The organism is Hydrogenophaga sp. BPS33 (genome assembly GCF_009859475.1).
Lineage (GTDB): Bacteria > Pseudomonadota > Gammaproteobacteria > Burkholderiales > Burkholderiaceae_C > Hydrogenophaga.
The window spans coordinates 3687898-3707367 of sequence record NZ_CP044549.1; the positions used below are offsets into that span (position 1 = coordinate 3687898).

At 62.6% G+C, this 19470-nt stretch carries 29 protein-coding genes, 1 tRNA gene and 1 pseudogene; 5 read left to right on the forward strand and 26 right to left on the reverse strand.

Features of this window, described 5'->3' with window-relative positions; genetic code table 11:
* Positions 1-26: 26 nt before the first annotated feature.
* Together F9K07_RS17150 and F9K07_RS17155 are read right to left on the reverse strand one after the other, a co-directional pair.
* A pseudogene (locus F9K07_RS17150) lies at positions 27-1338 on the reverse strand (MFS transporter).
* Between the two features lie 92 nt (positions 1339-1430).
* The gene (locus tag F9K07_RS17155; RefSeq protein WP_159594582.1) at positions 1431-2054 is read right to left on the reverse strand and encodes a DUF6806 family protein; all 624 of its coding nucleotides are present in this window, start codon (positions 2052-2054) and stop codon (positions 1431-1433) included.
* Between the two features lie 258 nt (positions 2055-2312).
* Here F9K07_RS17155 and F9K07_RS17160 point away from each other — a divergent pair.
* Positions 2313-2399: transfer RNA gene (locus tag F9K07_RS17160), tRNA-Leu, on the forward strand.
* Between the two features lie 35 nt (positions 2400-2434).
* Here the strand turns inward: F9K07_RS17160 and F9K07_RS17165 are convergent.
* The 4 genes from F9K07_RS17165 to F9K07_RS17180 all read right to left on the reverse strand — a co-directional run bounded on the left by F9K07_RS17165 (position 2435) and on the right by F9K07_RS17180 (position 4022).
* Positions 2435-2764 carry a hypothetical protein gene (locus F9K07_RS17165; protein ID WP_159594583.1) on the reverse strand — a complete coding sequence of 110 codons (330 nt, stop codon included), beginning with the start codon at positions 2762-2764 and terminating at the stop codon, positions 2435-2437.
* Positions 2757-3140: a hypothetical protein gene (locus F9K07_RS17170; RefSeq protein WP_159594584.1), complete on the reverse strand. Its 384-nt coding sequence runs from the start codon at positions 3138-3140 to the stop codon at positions 2757-2759. The genes F9K07_RS17165 and F9K07_RS17170 overlap by 8 nt, the downstream gene beginning before the upstream one ends.
* Position 3141: 1 nt before the next feature.
* Positions 3142-3453, reverse strand: a complete 312-nt coding sequence (locus F9K07_RS17175; protein WP_159594585.1) for a hypothetical protein — start codon at positions 3451-3453, stop codon at positions 3142-3144.
* Positions 3454-3584: 131 nt separating this feature from the next.
* Positions 3585-4022 carry a hypothetical protein gene (locus tag F9K07_RS17180; RefSeq protein ID WP_159594586.1) on the reverse strand — a complete coding sequence of 146 codons (438 nt, stop codon included), beginning with the start codon at positions 4020-4022 and terminating at the stop codon, positions 3585-3587.
* A 58-nt stretch (positions 4023-4080) separates the two neighbouring features.
* Here F9K07_RS17180 and F9K07_RS17185 point away from each other — a divergent pair, with 58 nt between their 5' ends.
* From F9K07_RS17185 to F9K07_RS17195, 3 genes are read left to right on the forward strand one after another with little or no spacing between them, the layout of a single operon-like run.
* Entirely contained in the window at positions 4081-4551 is a 471-nt protein-coding gene (locus F9K07_RS17185) for a hypothetical protein (RefSeq protein ID WP_159594587.1), read from the forward strand.
* Entirely contained in the window at positions 4548-4895 is a 348-nt protein-coding gene (locus F9K07_RS17190) for a hypothetical protein (protein WP_159594588.1), read from the forward strand. Before F9K07_RS17185 ends, F9K07_RS17190 begins: the two co-directional genes overlap by 4 nt.
* A gap of 35 nt (positions 4896-4930) precedes the next feature.
* Positions 4931-5533 carry a hypothetical protein gene (locus tag F9K07_RS17195; protein ID WP_159594589.1) on the forward strand — a complete coding sequence of 201 codons (603 nt, stop codon included), beginning with the start codon at positions 4931-4933 and terminating at the stop codon, positions 5531-5533.
* 90 nt (positions 5534-5623) lie between these two features.
* On the opposite strand, the gene F9K07_RS17200 is transcribed toward F9K07_RS17195, so the two are convergent.
* The 20 genes from F9K07_RS17200 to F9K07_RS17295 form a co-directional block, all read right to left on the reverse strand.
* The gene (locus F9K07_RS17200; RefSeq protein ID WP_159594590.1) at positions 5624-5818 is read right to left on the reverse strand and encodes a helix-turn-helix transcriptional regulator; all 195 of its coding nucleotides are present in this window, start codon (positions 5816-5818) and stop codon (positions 5624-5626) included.
* A complete protein-coding gene (locus F9K07_RS17205; protein ID WP_159594591.1) occupies positions 5818-6051 on the reverse strand; it encodes a hypothetical protein in 234 nt (77 codons plus the stop codon). The genes F9K07_RS17200 and F9K07_RS17205 overlap by 1 nt, the downstream gene beginning before the upstream one ends.
* Positions 6052-6287: 236 nt before the next feature.
* Positions 6288-8360, reverse strand: a complete 2073-nt coding sequence (locus tag F9K07_RS17210; protein WP_159594592.1) for a hypothetical protein — start codon at positions 8358-8360, stop codon at positions 6288-6290.
* A gap of 66 nt (positions 8361-8426) precedes the next feature.
* On the reverse strand, positions 8427-8630 hold the full coding sequence (locus tag F9K07_RS17215) for a hypothetical protein (RefSeq protein ID WP_201451440.1): 204 nt from the start codon (positions 8628-8630) through the stop codon (positions 8427-8429).
* Positions 8631-9020: 390 nt separating this feature from the next.
* Entirely contained in the window at positions 9021-9473 is a 453-nt protein-coding gene (locus F9K07_RS17220) for an HNH endonuclease (protein WP_159594593.1), read from the reverse strand.
* Complete coding sequence (locus F9K07_RS17225) at positions 9470-9733, reverse strand: hypothetical protein (protein WP_159594594.1); 264 nt, start codon at positions 9731-9733, stop codon at positions 9470-9472. Before F9K07_RS17225 ends, F9K07_RS17220 begins: the two co-directional genes overlap by 4 nt.
* A gap of 91 nt (positions 9734-9824) precedes the next feature.
* On the reverse strand, positions 9825-10118 hold the full coding sequence (locus F9K07_RS17230) for a hypothetical protein (RefSeq protein ID WP_159594595.1): 294 nt from the start codon (positions 10116-10118) through the stop codon (positions 9825-9827).
* Between the two features lie 9 nt (positions 10119-10127).
* Entirely contained in the window at positions 10128-10388 is a 261-nt protein-coding gene (locus F9K07_RS17235; RefSeq protein WP_159594596.1) for a hypothetical protein, read from the reverse strand.
* Positions 10381-10998, reverse strand: coding sequence for an HK97 family phage prohead protease (locus tag F9K07_RS17240; RefSeq protein WP_159594597.1), 618 nt, complete (start codon positions 10996-10998; stop codon positions 10381-10383). Before F9K07_RS17240 ends, F9K07_RS17235 begins: the two co-directional genes overlap by 8 nt.
* Positions 10995-12017 (reverse strand): phage major capsid protein, encoded by a 1023-nt coding sequence (locus F9K07_RS17245; RefSeq protein WP_159594598.1) that lies wholly within the window; start codon positions 12015-12017, stop codon positions 10995-10997. Before F9K07_RS17245 ends, F9K07_RS17240 begins: the two co-directional genes overlap by 4 nt.
* Positions 12018-12104: 87 nt before the next feature.
* Positions 12105-12365, reverse strand: coding sequence for a hypothetical protein (locus tag F9K07_RS17250; RefSeq protein ID WP_159594599.1), 261 nt, complete (start codon positions 12363-12365; stop codon positions 12105-12107).
* A gap of 8 nt (positions 12366-12373) precedes the next feature.
* Complete coding sequence (locus F9K07_RS17255; protein ID WP_159594600.1) at positions 12374-12634, reverse strand: hypothetical protein; 261 nt, start codon at positions 12632-12634, stop codon at positions 12374-12376.
* 190 nt (positions 12635-12824) lie between these two features.
* Positions 12825-13082 (reverse strand): hypothetical protein, encoded by a 258-nt coding sequence (locus F9K07_RS17260; protein WP_159594601.1) that lies wholly within the window; start codon positions 13080-13082, stop codon positions 12825-12827.
* Positions 13079-13411, reverse strand: coding sequence for a hypothetical protein (locus F9K07_RS17265; protein WP_159594602.1), 333 nt, complete (start codon positions 13409-13411; stop codon positions 13079-13081). The genes F9K07_RS17260 and F9K07_RS17265 overlap by 4 nt, the downstream gene beginning before the upstream one ends.
* Positions 13408-14967 (reverse strand): DUF3987 domain-containing protein, encoded by a 1560-nt coding sequence (locus F9K07_RS17270; RefSeq protein WP_236581304.1) that lies wholly within the window; start codon positions 14965-14967, stop codon positions 13408-13410. The genes F9K07_RS17265 and F9K07_RS17270 overlap by 4 nt, the downstream gene beginning before the upstream one ends.
* The gene (locus F9K07_RS17275) at positions 14964-15794 is read right to left on the reverse strand and encodes a toprim domain-containing protein (RefSeq protein ID WP_159594603.1); all 831 of its coding nucleotides are present in this window, start codon (positions 15792-15794) and stop codon (positions 14964-14966) included. Before F9K07_RS17275 ends, F9K07_RS17270 begins: the two co-directional genes overlap by 4 nt.
* A complete protein-coding gene (locus F9K07_RS31600) occupies positions 15791-16069 on the reverse strand; it encodes a hypothetical protein (RefSeq protein ID WP_201451610.1) in 279 nt (92 codons plus the stop codon). Before F9K07_RS31600 ends, F9K07_RS17275 begins: the two co-directional genes overlap by 4 nt.
* Positions 16069-16269 carry a hypothetical protein gene (locus F9K07_RS17280; protein ID WP_159594604.1) on the reverse strand — a complete coding sequence of 67 codons (201 nt, stop codon included), beginning with the start codon at positions 16267-16269 and terminating at the stop codon, positions 16069-16071. Before F9K07_RS17280 ends, F9K07_RS31600 begins: the two co-directional genes overlap by 1 nt.
* 291 nt (positions 16270-16560) lie before the next feature.
* A complete protein-coding gene (locus tag F9K07_RS17290) occupies positions 16561-17154 on the reverse strand; it encodes a hypothetical protein (protein ID WP_159594605.1) in 594 nt (197 codons plus the stop codon).
* Between the two features lies 1 nt (position 17155).
* Complete coding sequence (locus F9K07_RS17295; RefSeq protein ID WP_201451442.1) at positions 17156-18262, reverse strand: tyrosine-type recombinase/integrase; 1107 nt, start codon at positions 18260-18262, stop codon at positions 17156-17158.
* Positions 18263-18597: 335 nt separating this feature from the next.
* Between F9K07_RS17295 and F9K07_RS17300 the strand changes: the two genes are divergently transcribed.
* On the forward strand, positions 18598-19470 hold the full coding sequence (locus F9K07_RS17300; RefSeq protein WP_159594606.1) for a fumarate hydratase: 873 nt from the start codon (positions 18598-18600) through the stop codon (positions 19468-19470).

The window sequence follows — 19470 nt, forward strand, 5'->3', positions numbered from 1 at the left end:
CCCGGGTCTACAGGCTGTCCCAGGCCTTACAGACCCGCGCCCGCCAGCGCCGCCGCGCGCCCACGCTGCATGTTCACCGGCATGAGCAACGCCAACCCGGCGACGAACAGCACGGCCGTGAACCCGATCGCCAGACGCTGGTTGCCCCCGGTCATCCAGGTAATGGCGCCGTAGCTCAAAGGGCCCACGATACTCGCCACGCGCGTGGCAAACGTCCACAAGCCGAAGAACTCAGCCAACTGCGCGGGCGGCGCCAGCATGCCGGCCATCGCACGGCCCGAAGACTGGCTCGCCCCCATGCACACCCCGGCAATTGCGGCGGCGTACCAGAAACCGCCCTTGGTGGTGGTAAGCGCGGCGATGATGCAGGTCGCCACCCAGCCCACCAGGGTGATGCCCAGCGCCAGCTTGTGGCCCAGGCGGTCCTGCCAATAGCCGAAGGCGAATGCGCCCAGGGCAGCAGCGATGTTGAGCACGAAGATCAGCACCATGGTTTCCTGCTGCACGAAACCAATCACCTGCTCGGCGTAGATGGCCGCCAGCGTGATCGCCACCGCCACCCCGCCCTGGTAGGCCGCCACGCAGGCCAGCAGCCACATGAAGTCCTTGTAGCGGCGCGCCTCGAGGAAGGTGTGTTGCAACTGGCGCAGCGACTCGCGCCAGCCCGCCACGCCCGAGGTGTGCGACAAGGGTTGCGCGCGCTCGCGCAGCAGCGCGAGCGTGAACAAGGCCGCCACCGCAAAGAAAGACGGCCGCCGTGATGAGCATGGTCACCGGTACGAACTGGGCCGCCTTCTGACCCTGCGCCTGCGCCCACAACACGTAGGCCAGGCTCAGCCCCAAGGCCAGCATGCCGCCCACATAGCCCAGACTCCAGCCCCAACCGCTCACACGGCCCAGGGACGCGGGGCGCGCCAGCTCCGGCAGAAAGGCCGCCGCCAGCGACTCGCCCCAGGCAAAAAACACGTTGGAGAGCACGATCAGCAGCATGCCCAGCGCCACCGCACCCGGCTCCACCAGGCCCAGCGCCGCCGTCGCCAGCACACAGCCCAGGGCGGTCAACATCAGCAGCCGCTTCTTCGCCGCGTGGCGGTCCGCCCAAGCCCCCATGGCCGGAATGGTGAACATCACGATCAGGTGCGACAGGCTCAGCGCTGCGGTCCACGCAAACGTGGCCCAGTCGGCGCCACCGGCGACCGCCCCCACGAAGTAAGCCGCGAACACCGCCGTCAGTACCACCGTGGTGTAGCCCGAGTTGGCGAAGTCGAACATCGCCCAGCCAAACACCTCGCGCTTGCGCACGCCGGGGTTGAGGGCATCGGTGGAGAAAAATGCCATGCAGACTCCCAATGGCGGGTCTCGGTCGCCCGCGCTGCCCGGAGTCTAGTCGGTGTGGTCGGCAGGCCCGAAACGGGCTGCGCAAGCCGGATTCAGTGCAGGTGGCGCGGCTTGCGCGGGCCGCCATGGCCCGACTGCCCGCCGTGGCCACGCGGCGGCTTGCCGAGTTGCATGGAGTTCACCAGGGCGTCAAAGCGCTGGGTGAAGAGCTTGTCGATCGCGCCGACGACCTCGCCGAGTTCGGTGGCATCGAAATGGCGCTCCATGATGTGCATCACGTCCTGCACCAGCAGGTCGCGTTGCACCTGCATGATGGCCGCTGGCGTCGGGCCGACAAAACACATCACGAAGTCGTCGCGCGCCTCGTCTTCCGCGCTCTCGTCTTCCTCGTCGAACTCGGCATCGTAGAAAGACACTTCCAGCGGTGCGCCGGCCGAGGCGATTTCGTTCAGGCCCATGCAGGCTTCTTCCATCACCTGGCGGAAGTCTTCATCGCCTGGAACGGTCCAGCAGATCTGCAGCACATGGGCCTCGGCGTCGAAGCGGATGCCCGGTTCGTCTTCGTAGCTGCTCTCGGCGGCGGCCGCCAGGGAACGGGCGCCCGCGTACTGCCAAACGGGTTTGAGCGCATCCTGGATCTGGGCATAGGCCACGTCCTCGCGCAAGGGAACGTCTCCATGCACATGGATTTCGAAGGGCGCGTTGAATCGGGTCATGGGAAACTCACTGTAGCGGCGAACCCGCAAAAATCCTAGGGTGGCGTGGTGCCTCGAGGCGGACTTGAACCGCCAAGTCTTGCGACGGGGGATTTTAAGTCTATATCTAACTCAACCCGGCACCATGGAACACGCGTAAGCACTTGATTTTGCTAGGTTTCCAGTGTGCAGCGCTGCGCTGCGTGGTGCCGAATTGTCTCACACGGTGGTCACTTGCTACGCACGGTTTACGCACCGGGTATCATGCCTAGCAGCCTTGCGCGGGTGGCGAAATCGGTAGACGCCCGAGACTTAAAATCTCGTATCCGTAAGGGTGTGCGGGTTCGATCCCCGCCCCGCGCACCATTGAAAAAGGCCCCGAAGGGCCTCGCCGAGGGGCGTCACGCGGCCTCAGGCGCGACAAGCTGTGCGTTGGCAAGATGTAGCAGCACCGATGCCGCATACAACAACTGGTCGTCGATGTCGGCATTGACCTTGTCAATGAGGTCGGCCAGGCAGCCAATCCGCACGAAGGCAGCCGATTGCGCATCGCGCGCGCCCTCCTTCATCGCGGCTTCCGCGTGCGAGAGTAGCCCCTCCGCGGCATGCTGCAACGAAAGGATGACATCGCTGTCTCGCTCGATTGCTGAGGCTTTGAGAGCGGCGATTGCGTTGTAGATGTTGCTCAGGCTGTCCAAAAGTCCGGCGTGGTCTAGAGTGATCTCAGCCATGCTGCACCTCCAACGCTTCTCGGTTGCCCTCAGTGGTGCTGATCTGTTGCCCCATGGCGTGCAAATGGAGGCGGCACAGGTGCAGCAGGCTCTCGCATGCAAAGGCCAAACTGTCAGCGCATCCCGCGCCACCGCAATATTGGGAGACGGAATGCAGCAACGCATCGACGCACTGGCCGGCGCGATCGACTTGTTCGCGGCCGCACTGCGACATTGCCAGATCGACGCTGGTCAGAGTGGCCTCGGACATGAGGCGCAGTCCCAACAGCTCGGGGCCGCTTTCTGCGTTGGGAGCGTCAATGGCCATGAGACATGCAAGCGCCTGATCGATGCACGAGTAGGCGTCGCCAAATCGATCCAGATTTTCGATAGCCATCTCAAGCCTCCTTACCTGCGCCGGCGAAGGCCCGGCCGTAGTTCCAGCAATCGTGATTGCCAATGATTGCGCCGCCAGGGCGCGCCGCGTTGTCTGCCATACCGCCGATGTACGTGGCAAGCATTTTCCCGGCGTCGATCAGGTTTGTGACCTGATGCTCTTCAGCCTCGATCGCCTCAATCAGTACGTTTCTGAGCGTATCGCAGCAGCCGGCGATCCTTTCAAGAACTATTCGGTACTGCTCGGCAGTGAGTGCATTTGAATGCCTTGCGAGATCTGCAGGGGTGGCGGGGATAGACTTCAAGGTAGCCATGATGTGCGGTCCTTTCAGAGTTGCACGTTTTGGTCAGACGGTCCTTGGTGTTCCCGCACCTTGGGCCGTCGCTTTTTGCCTCAGACAAGGATGTGGAAAATTTTCCACATCCTCCGCCCCGAGGCACGGCGTTATTCCTTTGGCTCCTTGGCCTTGTCGATCTTCTCGCGCACCCAGGGCGCGCCGCCCAGCCGCTTCAGCTTGTCGCGCTGCGGCCCGGTCATCTTGATCGAGACGGGGTCCATGGCTTCACTTTGTTCCTTCGGCTTGCGGCCTGCGCCTGGGCGTGAGCCACCTCTGCCACTTGGTTTGCTGTTTTCCATTTGATTAATCGTATTACCAATAATCAAAAAGCGCAAACTGTTTTTTCGGCGGCCGATGAGCGGGTCCCCATGATCGGCGGTGTTTGAGGCCCACCGTGAAAAACTACGCGGACGGAAGCACCTGCAACCGAACAGAATCTCTTCGATGTGAAAGTCTCCGGTGAGACGGGGATCTACCTGCATCGTGTGGGCGGGCCATTCACGACGAGGAAGAGCTATGCGAGTATTTTTGCTGCTGGCCGCCATGATGCTCACAGGCTGCGCAACCCCACCCCCGCAGATGGATCGCGCAGCCTGGTTGGAGATGACGACGCGCATCGTGGACGCGAAGCCGGAGCAGGCTATTTCTACCGCCGAAAAGGTGCTCAAGCTTGCGGACCCAAATGACACACGGTTCAACCACCGCAACGATGGGTTCGACGCCGTGCGTCACTCAGTGACATGGGTGATATTTGCCTTTATCGACGAGTATTTCCTTTGGACTGTCACGGCAATGCCAGAAGGCCAACGGACTTCTCTGCGGGTGAATGCCTCGAGAACGAGTGCGTCCACCACCGCGGCCATGGTCGCGCCTGGTGTCGCAGCGCCGCTGATGACTGGCGCCGCTCCCGGCCACGCGATCCAAGACCCCAAGCTATACGCGCTGTTCTGGTCGCGGTTCGATAGCCTCCAAGGCAAAGGAAAGTGGACCACCTGCGATGAGTTCGGGGCGCCGAATACCGGCAGCACCGCGCTCGCCCTGTGTGGCATCGGGCGTGAGGACTTCAAGCCGTGAAGATCACGCTGGCCGCTCTGATACCCGCTGTGCTCGCGGCTGGATGCATGTCGCCTGATAGCGAGCATCGCGAGTATGTGAAGCTTTTCCTGAATGACCCCGAGTCGGCGCAGTTCAGGAGCGTCGAGCAATCAAGGCGCCGAGCGTTGGCGTGGTGCGGCGAGGTGAACGCAAAGAACCGTATGGGCGGCTTGGCCGGCTTCACCCGCTATGTGCTGGTGATGCCGGATGCCGACTTGAAAATCAAGGTCAAGACAGAGGTGGAGGAAGCCAAAATGTTTGCGGAGTTCACCACCGAAGGCCAATCCGGCTTTGAAGGGAAGTGGTCGATCTGGTGTAGGTAGCCGACACCCCTCTGACAGCCCGCCACGAGTTCGACATGATCAAGACCAACGACTTTAAAAGTATCCTCGCCAACAAGTGGAAGGATTTTCTGACGATGTTCGATGGGCGAGGGCTAGAGGCTGCCGTCTTCGCGGTGTTGCTAGCTGGCGTGATCATCATTGGTGCGTATGTGCTCAACTTTGCTTTTGAGCCAGATACAGTGCTTTCAAAGGACCCGGGCAAATGGGGTTCGTTCGGTGACTACGTGGGCGGGCTACTGAACCCCATCGTGGCGCTCGCAGCGCTCGGTTTGCTCGCCTACTCTGTTCGGATTCAGCGGCAAGAATTAGCTGCGACGCGCAAAGCATTGCGAGATCAGGCAGACCATTCACGGGACATGGTGCGCCTCAATGCCATGGTGACGGTGATCGACGCGCACGAGAGGCAGATCGCGCAGCTACGCGCGGCTGGACAGCGCGTCCGTGAAACCCGGCACCAGGTGGACCCTGAGGCAGACGCCATCAGTGAGAATTTGCGAGAGAAGCTGGACAGAGAAGTCAAAGGCCGGGACAAGTGGCTACGCGAAGTCGAGAGCCTGCTCAAATCGAGCTCCATTCAGGACATTGCCCGGGAATACGCTCGGAGATTTGGACTTTAGAGTCCTGAAAAACACCTTCGCTGAGCTGCGGCGCTTCAACTCATCGCCGGACGCACGCCGTATCCGCCCTCTAGGACACGCGCCACCGCCCTACGGCGAATCGAGTGTGTAAGTCACCTTCACTCCGAGAGCTGAGCACAGCTTCGCCACGGTGGAGGTCCGCAGATCGCGTTTGTCCTTCTCGAACTCGGCGATGGCGGTTTGGCTGATGCCGGCCTTGGCAGCGAGGTCGGCTTGTGTGATGCCACGAAGGGCGCGGATTTCGCGAAGTTTTGAGCCGGTCATCACGCCGCTCCTTCAATCTGTTCATGCGATTGCAGCACGCCAAGTTCTCGTCCGAGATCCTGGAGATCTACATGCGTGCTAGTTGCAATGTTCCGTGCGCTCAAGACGTACCATTCGCCGAGATCGAGTTCCGCGCGAGATCCTGCTCGAGTCCGGCACAGGCGCGACGCGTCCTCTCGGGAGAGCGCACGAGAAATGCGCCGTGTGAGGGCGCGTTCAGAGATCGTGTTCATGTCGGTCCTTTCGTTGAAAAACAAAAGGGCCTCTGGGGGCCGGGTGGATCGAGCGCCGTTCCCAGTGGCCCGAAAAGGGGCCGCGCCATTCCGCGAGTCGCATCAAGATTTCTCTTGAAGGCATGAGGGCTCCCCTCACGCACAGCGGGATCAAAGTCCCGCTGAGTCAATCCACGAGAGGATTCTAACGCCCCCACACAGCTGCAGGTAAGCATTCGCGCACCGCCACGCCAAGGTCAGCTCACCGCCGTCCGCAGGCCGAAGCGGTTCTCCATGGCACGCGTCACCGGCCCGCTGCCGTTGCTGATGGTGTCCGCCACTGCAGTCAGAACGAGATCTAGCAGCTGCGTGCCGTCGGGCGCGGTGCCGCGCTGCTGAACCGACCCCTGCACCTGCGTGCCGGTCTGATTGATGATGGTCAAGGAAACTCCGCCACCAGAACCGCCGGACGTTACCGAGCCGGCGCCGGTAGGGATCACTGTGCCGCCCTGGTTTCCCATCATCAGGTACTGCTTACCGCCCATGGCGAGCATCTCCGGGCCGTTCTCGTTGACCTCGTACAGGCCGCCGGCCATCACACCGCCGCCGTTGGCCTTGCCAGAGGCTCCGGTTATCCATTTCATGAACGTTCCGAAGGCGTCTCCAACTGCACCGGATCCTGTCCCGCCTTGCACCATGTCACCGAACAGGTGACGCGCAAGCTTTGCAGCCATTGCCTCCGCGATCATTCGATTGAGCATCTTGGCGAAGCCTTGAGCAATGTTGTCGTATTCACCGTTCAATATGTCGGCGAGTCCGGAGCCCAGAGCGCCCTGGATGTTCTCCGCCGCGGTCTTTGCGAACTTGTCCATCTCGTTGACGGTCTTCTTACTTCCGCTGGTTGCAGCTTCGTACGCGTCCTGAGCGCCGAACACCGCACGCGCGTACGTGTCCCAGTCGACAGCACCCTGCGTCAGCAGATCGTTGAGCTTGGCGAGTTCGACATTCAGCTCTTCAGCCGGCGTGCGCGTCGACTCGTACACAGCCAAGCCGGCGTCCTTCAAGGCCTTCTTGCGCTCGATGGTCTCCTCGTCGAGCTTCTTGAATTGCTCTGTCGCCGCCAGCAGCTGCTTGTCCAGGTCGAGCTGCTGCGCCAGGGCGACCAGTTGTTCCTGCGTGACCCCGCCCACAAGCTTTAGGCGCCCCTCCTGGATGTCGCGCAGCACCGTCTCCTCGACACTCAGTTGCTCGGTGGCGCGCAGCTGCTTCTCGAGGTTTTCAAGGTACGTCTGCGCTTCGCGGATCGCCGGGTCTGCACGAGGTGTCTTGATCGGTTTGACGTCTTCCGGGATGTCGAGCGACGGCAGAGTCGACGCGTTGGGCGGGTTGACGAAACCACGGCCGCCGCCGACTTGCTTGGGGCGATTCACGTCGGCAGCGTTGAACTTCGCCCGCGCGGCCTCGAGCTTTCGGGCCGCCTCTGCAATCTGCGAGTCGAGGTCGGCGGCGAAGTTGAACGGGCTGCCCTTTCGGTCCTGCAGTGCATCGAGTTCCTTCTTGAACTTGCGCACATCGGATGCGAGGCCGGCCAGCGCCGCCTTCTCACCGAACGTGGTGATGTCGTCGAACACACGATTGAAAGCAGGCACCAGATAGCTCGCCAGGGACCGCGATACATCCTCGATGTTGGACTCGAATTTCGCCAGCTCCTTGTTGAACTTGTCGACCTCGACCGCGGTCTGGGTGGTCACCGACCCGACAAGCTTCTGCTCTTCGGCCAAGTCGTTCAGGAACGGGATGATGTCCTTCGCCGCCTTGCCAAACAGCTCCTGCGCCGCCCGCGCCTTTGAACCGTCGTCGGCAAAACCTTTCATGGCAACCGCCGTCTGGCGTAGTGCCTCTGCCGGGTCCAGGCGCTTGAGTTCCTCGATGTCGAGATTCAGAGCCTTCAGCACGGCGCCGGGCCCCTTGTCGGGGTCTGCTTCGTTCAGAACCTGATTGAACTTGATCAAGGTGCCGCTGACCTGGTCAAAGCCGTGGCCGGTCCTGCGTGCAACATCGTCGAGCGCGCTGATGTTCTCGATCGTGGCGCCGGACACGTCGCGCAAGTCGTTGAACTGATCGATGGCAGTGATCGATCCGCGGATCCAGACGGCGAGCGCAGTGGTGGCCGCAGTGAAGCCAACGCCTATCGCAGTGCCCGCGTTCGCCCAGGCCTTTTGCGTGTCCTCTGCGCTCTTCTTCTGGTCGCGGGCGATCTGCGCAGCGGTGCGGCTGGACTTGCGTTCGGCCTGGTCCATGCCGCGTTCGAAGCCGCCGATTTTTGCCAAAATGTCGAGCGTTAAAACGCCCAATGATCTGCTTGCGATGATGTTCTCCTTGGGTTCGTGGGTTGGTCAGCGGTTGTTGACCACAAGGCGCGGAGGGGTGGAGGCCTTGAACCTTCCGCTACTCCGCTCCGCCTTGGCTTGCCGATCTGCCTTCTTGCCGCCGTCGGCTTTCTTCACGTGCGTGTACTGCACCGCCGCAATGGCCGCTCGGACCTGCGTAGGCGACGCGTTGACAACACCCAAGGCAACGTTTTGAAGGAGGCTGAGCATGTCGGTCTCCGGCACGCGTACGGGTTCCTGCTTGGGTTTGGGCTTCCGCCCCGCACCAGGCCGAGCACCGCCCGCGTTCGCACGGGGGCCTCCGCTCTTTCCTTTAACTCCGGCCATTTGCTGATTCCTTTGAAAAGGGGGCTAAGTTCTGCGCGTGCGGGAGGGCGCGGTCAGAAAAAAACGTTTCCCCTGCCATGGCGCATAGCCCCCCAGGGTTTGCAACCCCCGGTTTTGCACACATCGGATAGAACGAACCAAGGGGCTCGGTCATCGATCCCGCGCACGCATGATTGCGGCATGCCCCGCATCCTTCTCGCGCGCGCACACGAGAGGCGAGTTGTGGGATAGCGATGAAGCGAACCTAGAGGCGCGGTCATGGAGTGGGTCGAGCTATCCATGGCCTGGTCCCCCCGGGTCTATGCCTCGCTCGCGCAGGTACTCCGCCGTGATCTTGTGGGCCGTGCCTTGCTGGTAGCTCGGGCCTTCTGGCCATCCGTCAATGCCCACGCGGTGGCGCGCGGTCTTGTCGTTCTCCATCAGGCGCTTGGTGCTGTCGTGACAGGGCTTGCACAACGACTGCCAGTTCGATCGATCCCAGAACAGCTTTTGATCGCCTTGGTGCGGGATTACGTGGTCGACCACGTTGGCGACCTCCACCCGCCCATTGCGCGCGCAGAAGATGCAGAGCGGATTGCGATCGAGGAACACCGCACGCGCCTTCTGCCACCGGCCGCCATAGCCACGCTCAGCAGTGGTGCGGCCATCACGCCAAGAGCCCGCTGCGGTGCGCAGGGTGGAGGTGGGAAGGGTGCGCACGGTGCTCTTGAGGGTGCGCAGTGTCACGCTTCCACCTCTTCGGGCTCGTCGCCATCGGCGCAGTCACAGCACATGGCCTGGCCATTGCAGACCGGGCAGCGCTCAACGCAGCAAGTCGGCACGTGCAGCTGGCCGTGGGCGACGCCGCAATCCCGGCAGGTCGTGGCGCCATTGGGGTAGTCCGTGCCGTATGGGATCCGACGATAGGGAATGCCGCACAAGGTGATGTGCGTGTCGGCTTGGGCCTCAGCGATCCGGAAGGCCCAGGCTTGGGCATGCGCGGTCACAGGCCGGTCTCCTTGCGGTGTGCGGTGCACAGCCAGCCGACGCACAGGCGTTTGCAGCCTGGCGCGTGGCAGCGGTAGATCTGGGCCAGAGTCATCGCTGCGCCACCTCTTCAAGCATCTCGCGCACGGCCGCAATGTCCGGCGGCAGCTTGTGACAGGCCGCCTGCTCCATACCGGGATGGCCAGGCACGTCCGCCCAGAGGAAGAGATGCGGCGTGCCATTGAATCGGGGGAACATTGCCGTGCTCACGGCGGTGACCACCTTTCCGTCCAACTGACGCAGGCAGTCGACGAAAGCCGCAGGCCAGCGCTCGCAAGCTTCAGCCATTGAGATGAATGCCTCGCCATCGGGGCGGGCGGCTTCGGGGATGTCATGGAGTTTCATGTGCTTTCCTTAAAGGACTCGTTCCCAGCCGCTGCCCTCGCGTGAGGAGAAGACCGATCCGGCCTTGATGGCCTTCACGGACACGTATGTCCCACCATCGCGGCGCACAAGTGAGCCAGGGGGGTAGTCGAGTGCTGATTGATGGTCGCCCGCGAAGGTCATGCACTTGTCCAGCTTGGCTTGCATGCCGTCGACGCGCTTCTCGAGAGGCTCGACAGCTTCACGGATCAGGTCGCCCATAGCGGCACCGAAGGCTTCGTGATCAAACATGGGTGATCCTTTGTTGCTTGTTCCTCTCATAGTCCGGATGGTCTATGAGGAGAACGGCGCCTGCGCGAGGCGGGGAGATGAGGCGAACGGCGCCGAGAGAACGCTGAATGGAAGCGTCTGGGTTTGCGGGGATGACCACCGCACTGACCTCGTAGAGCTCCCAGTCGGTGTAGCGACGCCCACCGCTTGGCAACGGCTCCCAACTGCGCCCCATGAAGCCGATAGAAAAGCCAGTCACCAGGCCCGCTTCGACCATGCGCCAAACCTCATCCGCCTGGCCAATGCCCTCGGCGAACTCGGCTTCGATCCACAGTCCGCGCCCACGCACCTCGACGCTGCGGATCCAACCAATGGGCACATCGTGTTTGTGCTGCCAGAGCATCGGTAGTGGTGTCTTCCACTTGCCGCCTTTGGGATCAACGATGTCGCCCACGCGGTCAACCGAATCGGTGGACGCGAAGCCGCGGACGTGACGCGTGCCAGACGCAACGAACTTCTCCACACCACTGAGTTGCAGGTCGAGGCGCTTGCTCACCAATGGGTCTGCGCTCCACGGCGGACGCTCCAGAGCGTCGATTGCAGCCTTCACGGCTTGCCAGGTGTGGCTCATAGGCCCTCCAGCACCACCACGGCGCCAGGCCGTTGACGGCTCCAATTCGCTGCCAATTCCACTCTCATCGCAACGCTGTTGGTCTGCCACATGCTCACCGGCAGAACGGGCGAGCCGGCGTCATTGGGATCGTCGGACATCTGCAAGGTGACCTCACCAGCCGAATCCACGCTGAATGCGCCAAGCGCAGCTGCAATGCCGGTGGGGTCGATCAAGGTCAGCGTGCTGCCCGACGTGCTCGCCGTGTCGGCGCGCGACGTCAGCACCGGGATGCCGAGCAGCTCGCCGCCGCGTGGGCCGATGCCGGGGAACAGGTAGCGGCCGCCCGCGTCGGTCATCGTCGCGATCCCCGTGGCCGTTGCAGGGTCGGTCACGAAATAGGCAGATGCCAGATCGCCGCGGAAGGCTTGAATCATGGCCTTCAGGTCTGCGCCGAAATCGGTGGTCGCCGACAACTGCGTTGCTCCGAAGGCGATGCTTGCCGGCACCTCACCCGCGACGCCGGCATTGTCTGGATCGAGCAGCGCTTCGTCCATCACAACCGTCACCGCGCGCAACAGGTCGTCCTGCAGCGTTGCTTCCAGCCCTGGTTCATTCGCGAGGAGCATTTCCTTCGTCGTGACAATGATCGCTGCGACCTTCAATGGATCAAGCGAACTGCCCGCAAGCGTGGCGCGCGAGAGAGGCTTCGACTTTCCTTGGCTTACCCAGTAGCCACGCGCACCGGCCTGTACCGCAAGCATTCGGGTGACGAAGGGGACACGGCGAAGGCCTTCCATGCGACCGAGCACCGATTCATCCCGGGCCAGGCCGAAGAATTCCCGCGCGTCCAGACCTGTGTCGACTGTCCCCATTGCGCTCACAGCGGCCTTGGTGACGTCGGCGGCGAGACCCTCACCCCAGCGCGTGCGCGCGAAGGCGTGAATGGCGTCGGCGTCCGTTGAGTTGGTGAGGGTTCGAGCGATCAGGCCGCGCACGTAGTTGCGACCTGGCGTTGCGATTGCGAGTGATTTGTTCATGCGTTGATCATTGAGCGTGGTGCCGATTCAGCCAATCAGGCTGCGTTGGGATTTGTGGGGTTTCGTGGGCTTTTGTGAGGTGATTTCTCACCAGCCCGAGACGCACCGGCCGCGCTCGATCAACTCGGCGAGACTGCGCAATCTGTAGGTGGGTCGACCGCTCACGCGATAGAACGCCGGCCCGGTTCCCGCGCGCCGTTGGTTGGCGAGCGTGCCCGGTGCGATGCCCAGCAATGCCGCGGCTATCTCTTCCGTCACGCGACCGTCACCGCTCACGAATGCGCCGGCGTCCCTGGCCGCGCTGCGAAGGGCCGCCTCGCACGCGTCGATTCGTTCGATCTCGTTCATGGTCGGCCTCAGTGCGGTTTGCCGAAGAACTCATCGGCGGCGTCTTCGTCGTCGTCACCGGCATGAGTCACCTTGGACTCATCAACCGGCGTCGCACCGAGCTTTGACAGGAGCGAACTCAGCGCCTTCATCGACTCGACTCCGACCTCACCCTCGTCCATCCGTGCGGACAACCGGCAGGCCATGCGAAGCAGCAACCGATGGGCCGAGTGCAGCCATGGCAGGTCCCGCACCAGCTCATTCCAGGTGGCAATCTCCGCCTCGGTCATGGCGGCGTATGGCTCGCCGATCGATCGCGTGCGCTTCGGGCCTGTTCGGTCTCTGTAGCGCTGCGGATCGTGGGCAGCCGCGCCGGAAACTGCGGCCTTGGCTTTTGGTGTTCTTGCTCTAGGCATGGGTCAACCTCTGAATTGCGGATGCGCGTACGGACGGTGGGGCTCGGTCAGCAGGTGGAAAGGGCTACACATGACCACTTCCCCCCCGGACCTTCTCCGGCGCCGGCATGAGACGCAACGCCTCGTCGGAATCCCTCACGGCGAGCCACAGGCTGATGCGGAAGCCACCGGTCTTCAGCTGTCGCATCCTGAGTTCAAGTTCGCCGTTGGTCTGCATCGCAGCGTGGACACGCGCCTTGTCGGCAAAGGTGGCGCTGGCCAGAAAGGCCTGCATGAGTTGCGCGCCGGGGTCGGGCTTCTTCGGGGCAAATGGGTTTCTCATCGTGGTTCCTTTGGGTAAGCCGACCGCAGGTGATCGAGCAGGTCGGCGCGGAGGTGGGCGGGCGTGTCTTCGATCTCTTGGCGCATCTGCTGGCGCGCGGCTGGGCTGTCACCCCAGTGGTCGCAGGCGCGTGCTGCGGTTTCGAGTAGCGCCTCCGTGGTGGCATGCGCCTCAAGCAGGAAGTCCAACAGCTCCGGCTTGTGCGCAAGCACGGTAGCGCGCAATTCAGGCGTAAGGCGTTCGGCGGGCTTCACCACCAGGGCGTCGCCGTCGGCCCGTACCGTCATGCCGGCGGCGTAGATGGCCTGGCAGAGTTCGGCGGATGTCATAGCCGGGCCTCCGCGTTTTCCTCATCGGCTGGCGAACTATGCGAACTTGGCGAACATTGAGCGTGCGCGCGGTCTCCAGGCGGTTTTTGCTCTTCGCTAACAATGCGAACTTGCGAACTTACTTCCGTCCCAATGGGCTTTTGTTCGCTTCGTTCGCTTTCTTCGCCGGGGCCTGAATCGGCTTGAACCGCGCGCCGTTGCTTGTTGTTCGCATAGTTTGCTTTGTTCGCGCTCAGTTCATAGAACTTCGTCGGCCGGCCTGGGCCGCTGCGATCTTCTTCCACCACGATGCGCGGCGGTGTGGCCGTCAGCAGTTCATCGAGTGCGGCGTCGATCCTCGTCTTGTTGACGTGGCCCCGAAAGCAGTTCACCGTGATCTGCTTTCGCGTCACCCTGGTGTTGGCTTCCAGGAACGCCACGATCTTGGCGGCGGTGTCGTTGGTTTCGGCCACTTCGGCCTCGTCGGCTGCGCTCCCAAAAACGAACTTCACCGACTCGACTGAGTAGCGCACCCATGCGAGGGCGGCGTCGATGTGATCCACCTCGACCGTGGTGGTCAAGTCGCACAGCGCGAACAGCATGGCGATGCGCAGCAGCATCGGCGCTCGCCGCTCGATCAGGGCGTTGATGCGTTCACCGTTGCTTCGATCGTTCAACTCACCCAAGTAGAGCTTGCGCCATCTGGCCGCAGCGCCTGGCGACAACTCAATCCGCATGGTGTCGCGCTCTGCCCACCGATCGGCTTGGCAGAACTGCAGCACCTCCAGTACCCGGCCGGCGAGGCGCTCGATCTCATCCTTGGGTGTCGCCTTGGGGAATGGCAGCATCTTGGTTCGCTCTGCCCAGAAGGGCATGAAGCGATTCATGAAGCCGTTGGTCAAATCCTTGGCCGCGATGCTGGACATCAGCTCGCTGGGCGTGATGGCCACCGACAGGCATATGTGCGGATGGCTCGCCCAGAGGCGGTTCGTCTTTGTCGCAGGCCTCAGTGAACCACCGTCCCACGCATCTCGAAGCGCGGAGGAAAGGGTGTTGCCGTCGCGCTTGCCCTGCGTGAGGATGTTGACGAACTCGGACTCGATCACCAGCAGGCGCTTATCCAGGATCGGCGGGACTTCCTCCTTGCCTTCGCGGTAGCCGTCATGGATCAGAAACACGAGCCCTTCACGCGAGGACAGTCCACCGGTGTGGATCTGCGGCGCGAGTTCGCCATTCATGTCCTGCACAGCGTGGGCAATGCGCTTGATGATCGAAACGCTGTCGCCTTTCCGACCCTCCCCGGATCGGCCGACGTGCATCGTGAATAGCCGGGCGTGGTGCCAGGTGTTGCCCACGGGCATGTACGGGCCTCGACCCACTGCGCAGCTTAGGTACGCCATGGCGTTGGCCGCGATGGCATAAGGGTTGGCTTCTGTGGTTTCACCGCCTGCACGGGCGATTTCGCCCACCAAGCCGTACAGACAGGATGCTGACGGGCGCGGGGCGTTGCGGTGGTTGTCAGGCGCGTCATCGTCGATCGGGAACGCCGCCTCGACACTCTCAAGTACCGGCTTCAAGATTGCACCTCCACGGCGGCGCCGAGCCGATGCAGATCATTGAAGTCCGTGTCTTTGGCACCCCTCGGCAGATCACCGAATTGCGGCAGCGCCAGCAGGCCCCCGACAGCGCGAGCGGCCTCGGTTGCGGCGGTGAGGCCGGGATTGCCATCAGTCGTCCAATCGTCGTCTGCGGCCACTACCAAGATGAGGCTTGGAAACTTGCTGCGCAGGGCCGCGGCGACCGGCAATAGGTTCCCTGCATTGAAGGCGACGGCGACGGCCAGGTCGGTGACTTCGTGGAGGGTGGCGCCGGTTGCGTATCCCTCGCACACGATCAAGCGGCCAGAGGGCTTTCCAATGGGGTGATAGCACCCCTTGACACGGCCGCCCGGCATAAAGCGCTTGGAGCCGTCCGCGGCGATGCTTTGGAGGCTGTGCAGGTTGCCAGCGGCATCGCGCAAAGGAATCAGCAAGTTGTTGCAGGCATCGACGCGCAAGCCGTGAGCCTGGACACCCTTGGCTTGAAGGTAAGGGTGATCCCCCACCGGGGTAGCAGTTGCCCAGCGCCGGGCCGACGCATCAGCCGCTTGAGCCTGGCGGCGCAGCTGCTCAGCGGCATGCTGGCGCCGCAGTTCGTTCATGCGGTTGGAAAACGCTTTGCGCTCCGCCGGGCTCAGTTCCCGATCCTCGCGGCGATTCAGAACGATGCCGCATTTGAAGCAGTGCGCGACGCCATGCGAGTCGTCGAGGATCGTGATGCCCATGTCCTTGACGCTCGGCTTCTTGCCGCAGGCCGGGCACATGATGCGATGGTCGCCGGGCGCGTGGTCAGTCCAGACAATCATTGCGCACCTCCGGCTTGGCTGAGGTGCGCAAGCACGTCGTTCCAGTGGCCGAACGTGTGTGCTTCGTTCCAGCGGCTCACGGTCCAGATGTGTCGACCATCACCGGCACGGCGACTCAGGGTGAGCGCGCGGCCAAGAATGGCAAATTCAGCGCGCGCCGTGTCGAATGCCTTGCGGTCGGGGACGTCTTGCGCGAAAATCGAGGCCTCAGCTTTTTGGTCTTCTTCCTGCGTCACCCAGCCCGCCAGCTGGGTTTCGCTTTTGTGGGGGGCCATCAGATTGCACCTCCACGCGTCGGCAGCCACCTCTCGTAGCTGGGTCGATGGATCAGCAGCTTTTTGCCGACGCGCACGCACGCATGGCCAAGGCCATTGGTGTCGCGGTGGCGGAGCTGCCACCGGAGAGTGGGGACGGTCAAGATTCTGGGATACGCCTCGACCAGTTGCTCGATGGTGATAAGGTCGTCGAGCGACATCGTGTCGCAGACCTGGGGGCGGGGGGGGGGGGGGGGGGGGGGGGGGGGGGGGGGGGGGGGGGGGGGGCTGCACGGAGAGTGGGACGGTCAAGATTCTGGGATACGCCTCGACCAGTTGCTCGATGGTGATAAGGTCGTCGAGCGACATCGTGTCGCAGACCTGCGGGTCGTTCTGTTGCTTCGCCGTAGTTGGCATGTGGCACCTTTCGGATGGTGCGCGGCGCCACGACGATTGTTTGTGCGGCACCGCGCTGGGTTGCGGTGCTGCAATGAAACCAATGGCGTGTCGTGTTAACCCGGTTTCTTTTTGAGCGAATTCAGCTTTTTCAGATCACTGATGCCATCCCGCACGCCGGTCCAGATCAACTTTTTGGCCCGCCCCTCTTCGACCCACTCCGCCGCAATGTCTTCATAGCACTCCCGCTTTGAGAGCGTGGGCCGATGCTTTTGCTTGTACTCCAGCCTACGCTTCCATTCCATCCATGCGACTTCTGCAAGTGGTCGGCCTCCGCCACCTTCCCTACTACGCATTGAAGCGATCAACATTTCGACGGGTGCAAGAATGTCTTCGATGGGTTCTCCCGGTTCGCTCGCACTGATCGCGTCACGCAGGATGTTGGCAAGAGTTATGAGCGCGGGCGACTTGATCAGCAGCGGGTCAACACATGCCAAGTTCAGGATCTCGAAGAACCTGGCATGCGCACGGCCTTCGTCGCTATTTCGGCTCGCTACGCCGTACGCGATTACCCCTTTCGTCGACAGCACCAATGGCCACCGTGGCCGGTTTCGTTGAATGTAGGAACCATGCTCACCATGCACCACCACGGTGAGCGGCTTCTTCGCTGACTTGGAAGCTTTCGGAGCAGACTTCTTCTTTGCGACCATGTCAGCCCTTCCCTTCCAGATGCTGCTCGGCGATCGCGACAGCATCCGCGGCCGCAAGGTGCTCGTACCGCTTGAGCATGGCCAGGGTCTGGTGACCACTGACGACGGCCGCCTGAGCCAGATTGGCGCCACCTCGGAGCATCTTCGTCACGCTGGTGTGCCTCGTGGTGTGCAGCACAACACGGTCAAGTGGATCGTCGCGATCGGCCCAAAGGCCGGCATCAATGCGGCACTGCTTCCACGCGGCGTCGGGGTTGAACACCTTGGATGGGTCGCGCGGATTGAAGAACACGAAGTCGCTCTTCAGGGGCTTCACCTTCTGGGCCTCCGAAAGCGCGGCGCGCACGCTGGTGACCAACGGCAGTGCCCGGGCCTTCCCATTCTTGGTCTTTCCGAGGATGGCCACCGACTCGTCAAAGTTCACGTCTTTCCAACGAAGGTTCAGCACCTCCGAGCGGCGTGCAGCCGTCGTCAGACACATGCGAACAAACAGCCCCAGCATGGGCCAGGTGCTGCGATCAGCCTGCTCGAGCAGCTCGCCCTCCTCTTTCGCAGTCAGGATGCGCGTGCGGCCTGTGCCCTCCGTGAGCTTCTTCACCTTGCCGCCCTTCATGGGATGCGCGTCGATGATCTCGTGCTCCATGGCGTAGTTCAGAACGCTTGAAAGCGATGCCAGGTAGCGATTGACTGTTGCGGGCGTGACCTTGGCAGTGGTCGCGATTGAGCCGCCCGGGACGCTGCGGTATGCAGCCTTGTTCTGGAGCTTGGCCTTCGCCGCGTTGATGTCTTTGCGCGAGATCTCGCCGATGCGCATCAGCCCCATGTGAGCTATCCAAAAATCGAGGTGCGATGCGGACCAGTACTTGGTGCCCTTCATTGCCGGCGCGCTGGTGAAGTCTTCGATCACCGACGCAAGTGTGGTGCCGCTTACGGCCTTTTCCTGAACGGCATCGGCGTCGTTATTGCGGATCCATTCCTTTGCCTCGCGCTCGGTGTCGCAGACCTTCGACTTGCTTGCGAAACCTTGGCGGCGAACGTAGGCCCGGAACTTCGCGACGGGCTTGCCTGACGACTTGTCGACCTTCATGGTCTTGGTGATTGAACCCATGGTGCGCTCCAGATTGAGACGTCGTTACGCACAATTACGCACATCACCGCTCAAACCCGCATCAAATATACACCTTCAGATGATTTTAAGTCCCCTGTGTTTACCGATTTCACCATCGAGGCCCGGAGGGAGATTGTCGCAGCTTACAAATCGGCCGCTGGCCGGTGTCGCCGGCCCGTGGAAGGCACCGTCCGGCCCATGGTTTAGCGCCTCGAACACGCACGGCCCATGCGGCTGGCGTCAACTTTTCATTCAGTGAAAACTTGAAGAATTCGGCTTGTGGCACGCCCCTTGGCGGCGCATGATCGGCACCAAACAAGGACATTCCCCACGCCATGCCCATTTCCAGTGCAACCATCCGGGCGGTCACCGCGTCGTTGTACGAACGCTCGCTCAAGAAAATCCCCGACGACACGCGCGCCGTGCTCGGCAAGGCGAGCGAGCGCGAGACCGATGCCACCGCACGCCGCACCTTCACCATGATGCTGGAGAGCGCCGACAGCGCCGCGCGCAACGGCCAGTTGGTGTGCAGCGACGTGGGCATTCCGACCTACAGCGTGAAGATCGGCACCCGGGTGCAGTTCGAGGGCCCGGTGCGCCAGGCCATGGTCGACGGGCTGGCCGACATGGCCGCCAACATCGACCCCCCCATCCTCAAGATGGTCACGCACCCGCTGACGCACGAGCGCAGCTACGCGGGCAAGGACATCCCTATCGTCAGCTTCGACGTGATCGACGATGCCGACTACGTGGACATGGTCTGCGCGCCCAAGGCCATGGGCACGGGCCGCTGGGAAGCCGTGGAAGCCTTCGTCTACCCCACCGTCGAGGACGTGGAGAAGTACGTGCTCGACGTGATCCTGCGCGCCGGCTCGCAACCCTGCCTGCCGATCGTGGTGGGCGTGGGCATCGGCGGCACCTTCGACCAGGCCACGCGCCTGGCCAAGGAGGCGGTGCTGCGCCCCCACGGCAAACCGCAGCCCGATCCGCTGCTGGCCGGCATGGAGCAACGCCTGCTCGACGCGATCAACCAGATGGGCTTCGGCGCCATGGGCACCGGTGGCGACTGCAGCGCCATGGCGGTCAACATCGACTACTCGGCCAGCCACGGCTTCGTGCCCGTGGCCGTGTGCCTGAACTGCTGGATCAACCGCCGCACCGCTGCGCGCATCCACGGCGATGGCCGCGTGGAAATGCTCTACGAGTGA

Bases quoted from the DNA above. Each gene is read 5' to 3' on its own strand.
- F9K07_RS31600 (WP_201451610.1), bottom strand. From the start codon at position 16,069: ATGGCCCCCCACAAAAGCGAAACCCAGCTGGCGGGCTGGGTGACGCAG.
- F9K07_RS17165 (WP_159594583.1), bottom strand. From the start codon at position 2,764: ATGGCTGAGATCACTCTAGACCACGCCGGACTTTTGGACAGCCTGAGC.
- F9K07_RS17180 (WP_159594586.1), bottom strand. From the start codon at position 4,022: ATGGCGGCCAGCAGCAAAAATACTCGCATAGCTCTTCCTCGTCGTGAA.
- F9K07_RS17290 (WP_159594605.1), bottom strand. From the start codon at position 17,154: ATGGTCGCAAAGAAGAAGTCTGCTCCGAAAGCTTCCAAGTCAGCGAAG.
- F9K07_RS17230 (WP_159594595.1), bottom strand. From the start codon at position 10,118: ATGAAACTCCATGACATCCCCGAAGCCGCCCGCCCCGATGGCGAGGCA.
- F9K07_RS17200 (WP_159594590.1), bottom strand. From the start codon at position 5,818: ATGACCGGCTCAAAACTTCGCGAAATCCGCGCCCTTCGTGGCATCACA.
- F9K07_RS17215 (WP_201451440.1), bottom strand. From the start codon at position 8,630: ATGCTCAGCCTCCTTCAAAACGTTGCCTTGGGTGTTGTCAACGCGTCG.
- F9K07_RS17235 (WP_159594596.1), bottom strand. From the start codon at position 10,388: ATGTTTGATCACGAAGCCTTCGGTGCCGCTATGGGCGACCTGATCCGT.
- F9K07_RS17185 (WP_159594587.1), top strand. From the start codon at position 4,081: ATGACGACGCGCATCGTGGACGCGAAGCCGGAGCAGGCTATTTCTACC.
- F9K07_RS17155 (WP_159594582.1), bottom strand. From the start codon at position 2,054: ATGACCCGATTCAACGCGCCCTTCGAAATCCATGTGCATGGAGACGTT.
- F9K07_RS17240 (WP_159594597.1), bottom strand. From the start codon at position 10,998: ATGAGCCACACCTGGCAAGCCGTGAAGGCTGCAATCGACGCTCTGGAG.
- F9K07_RS17265 (WP_159594602.1), bottom strand. From the start codon at position 13,411: ATGACATCCGCCGAACTCTGCCAGGCCATCTACGCCGCCGGCATGACG.
- F9K07_RS17170 (WP_159594584.1), bottom strand. From the start codon at position 3,140: ATGGCTATCGAAAATCTGGATCGATTTGGCGACGCCTACTCGTGCATC.
- F9K07_RS17205 (WP_159594591.1), bottom strand. From the start codon at position 6,051: ATGAACACGATCTCTGAACGCGCCCTCACACGGCGCATTTCTCGTGCG.
- F9K07_RS17300 (WP_159594606.1), top strand. From the start codon at position 18,598: ATGCCCATTTCCAGTGCAACCATCCGGGCGGTCACCGCGTCGTTGTAC.
- F9K07_RS17295 (WP_201451442.1), bottom strand. From the start codon at position 18,262: ATGGGTTCAATCACCAAGACCATGAAGGTCGACAAGTCGTCAGGCAAG.
- F9K07_RS17280 (WP_159594604.1), bottom strand. From the start codon at position 16,269: ATGTCGCTCGACGACCTTATCACCATCGAGCAACTGGTCGAGGCGTAT.
- F9K07_RS17260 (WP_159594601.1), bottom strand. From the start codon at position 13,082: ATGAGAAACCCATTTGCCCCGAAGAAGCCCGACCCCGGCGCGCAACTC.
- F9K07_RS17195 (WP_159594589.1), top strand. From the start codon at position 4,931: ATGATCAAGACCAACGACTTTAAAAGTATCCTCGCCAACAAGTGGAAG.
- F9K07_RS17255 (WP_159594600.1), bottom strand. From the start codon at position 12,634: ATGACCGAGGCGGAGATTGCCACCTGGAATGAGCTGGTGCGGGACCTG.
- F9K07_RS17175 (WP_159594585.1), bottom strand. From the start codon at position 3,453: ATGGCTACCTTGAAGTCTATCCCCGCCACCCCTGCAGATCTCGCAAGG.
- F9K07_RS17275 (WP_159594603.1), bottom strand. From the start codon at position 15,794: ATGATTGTCTGGACTGACCACGCGCCCGGCGACCATCGCATCATGTGC.
- F9K07_RS17245 (WP_159594598.1), bottom strand. From the start codon at position 12,017: ATGAACAAATCACTCGCAATCGCAACGCCAGGTCGCAACTACGTGCGC.
- F9K07_RS17250 (WP_159594599.1), bottom strand. From the start codon at position 12,365: ATGAACGAGATCGAACGAATCGACGCGTGCGAGGCGGCCCTTCGCAGC.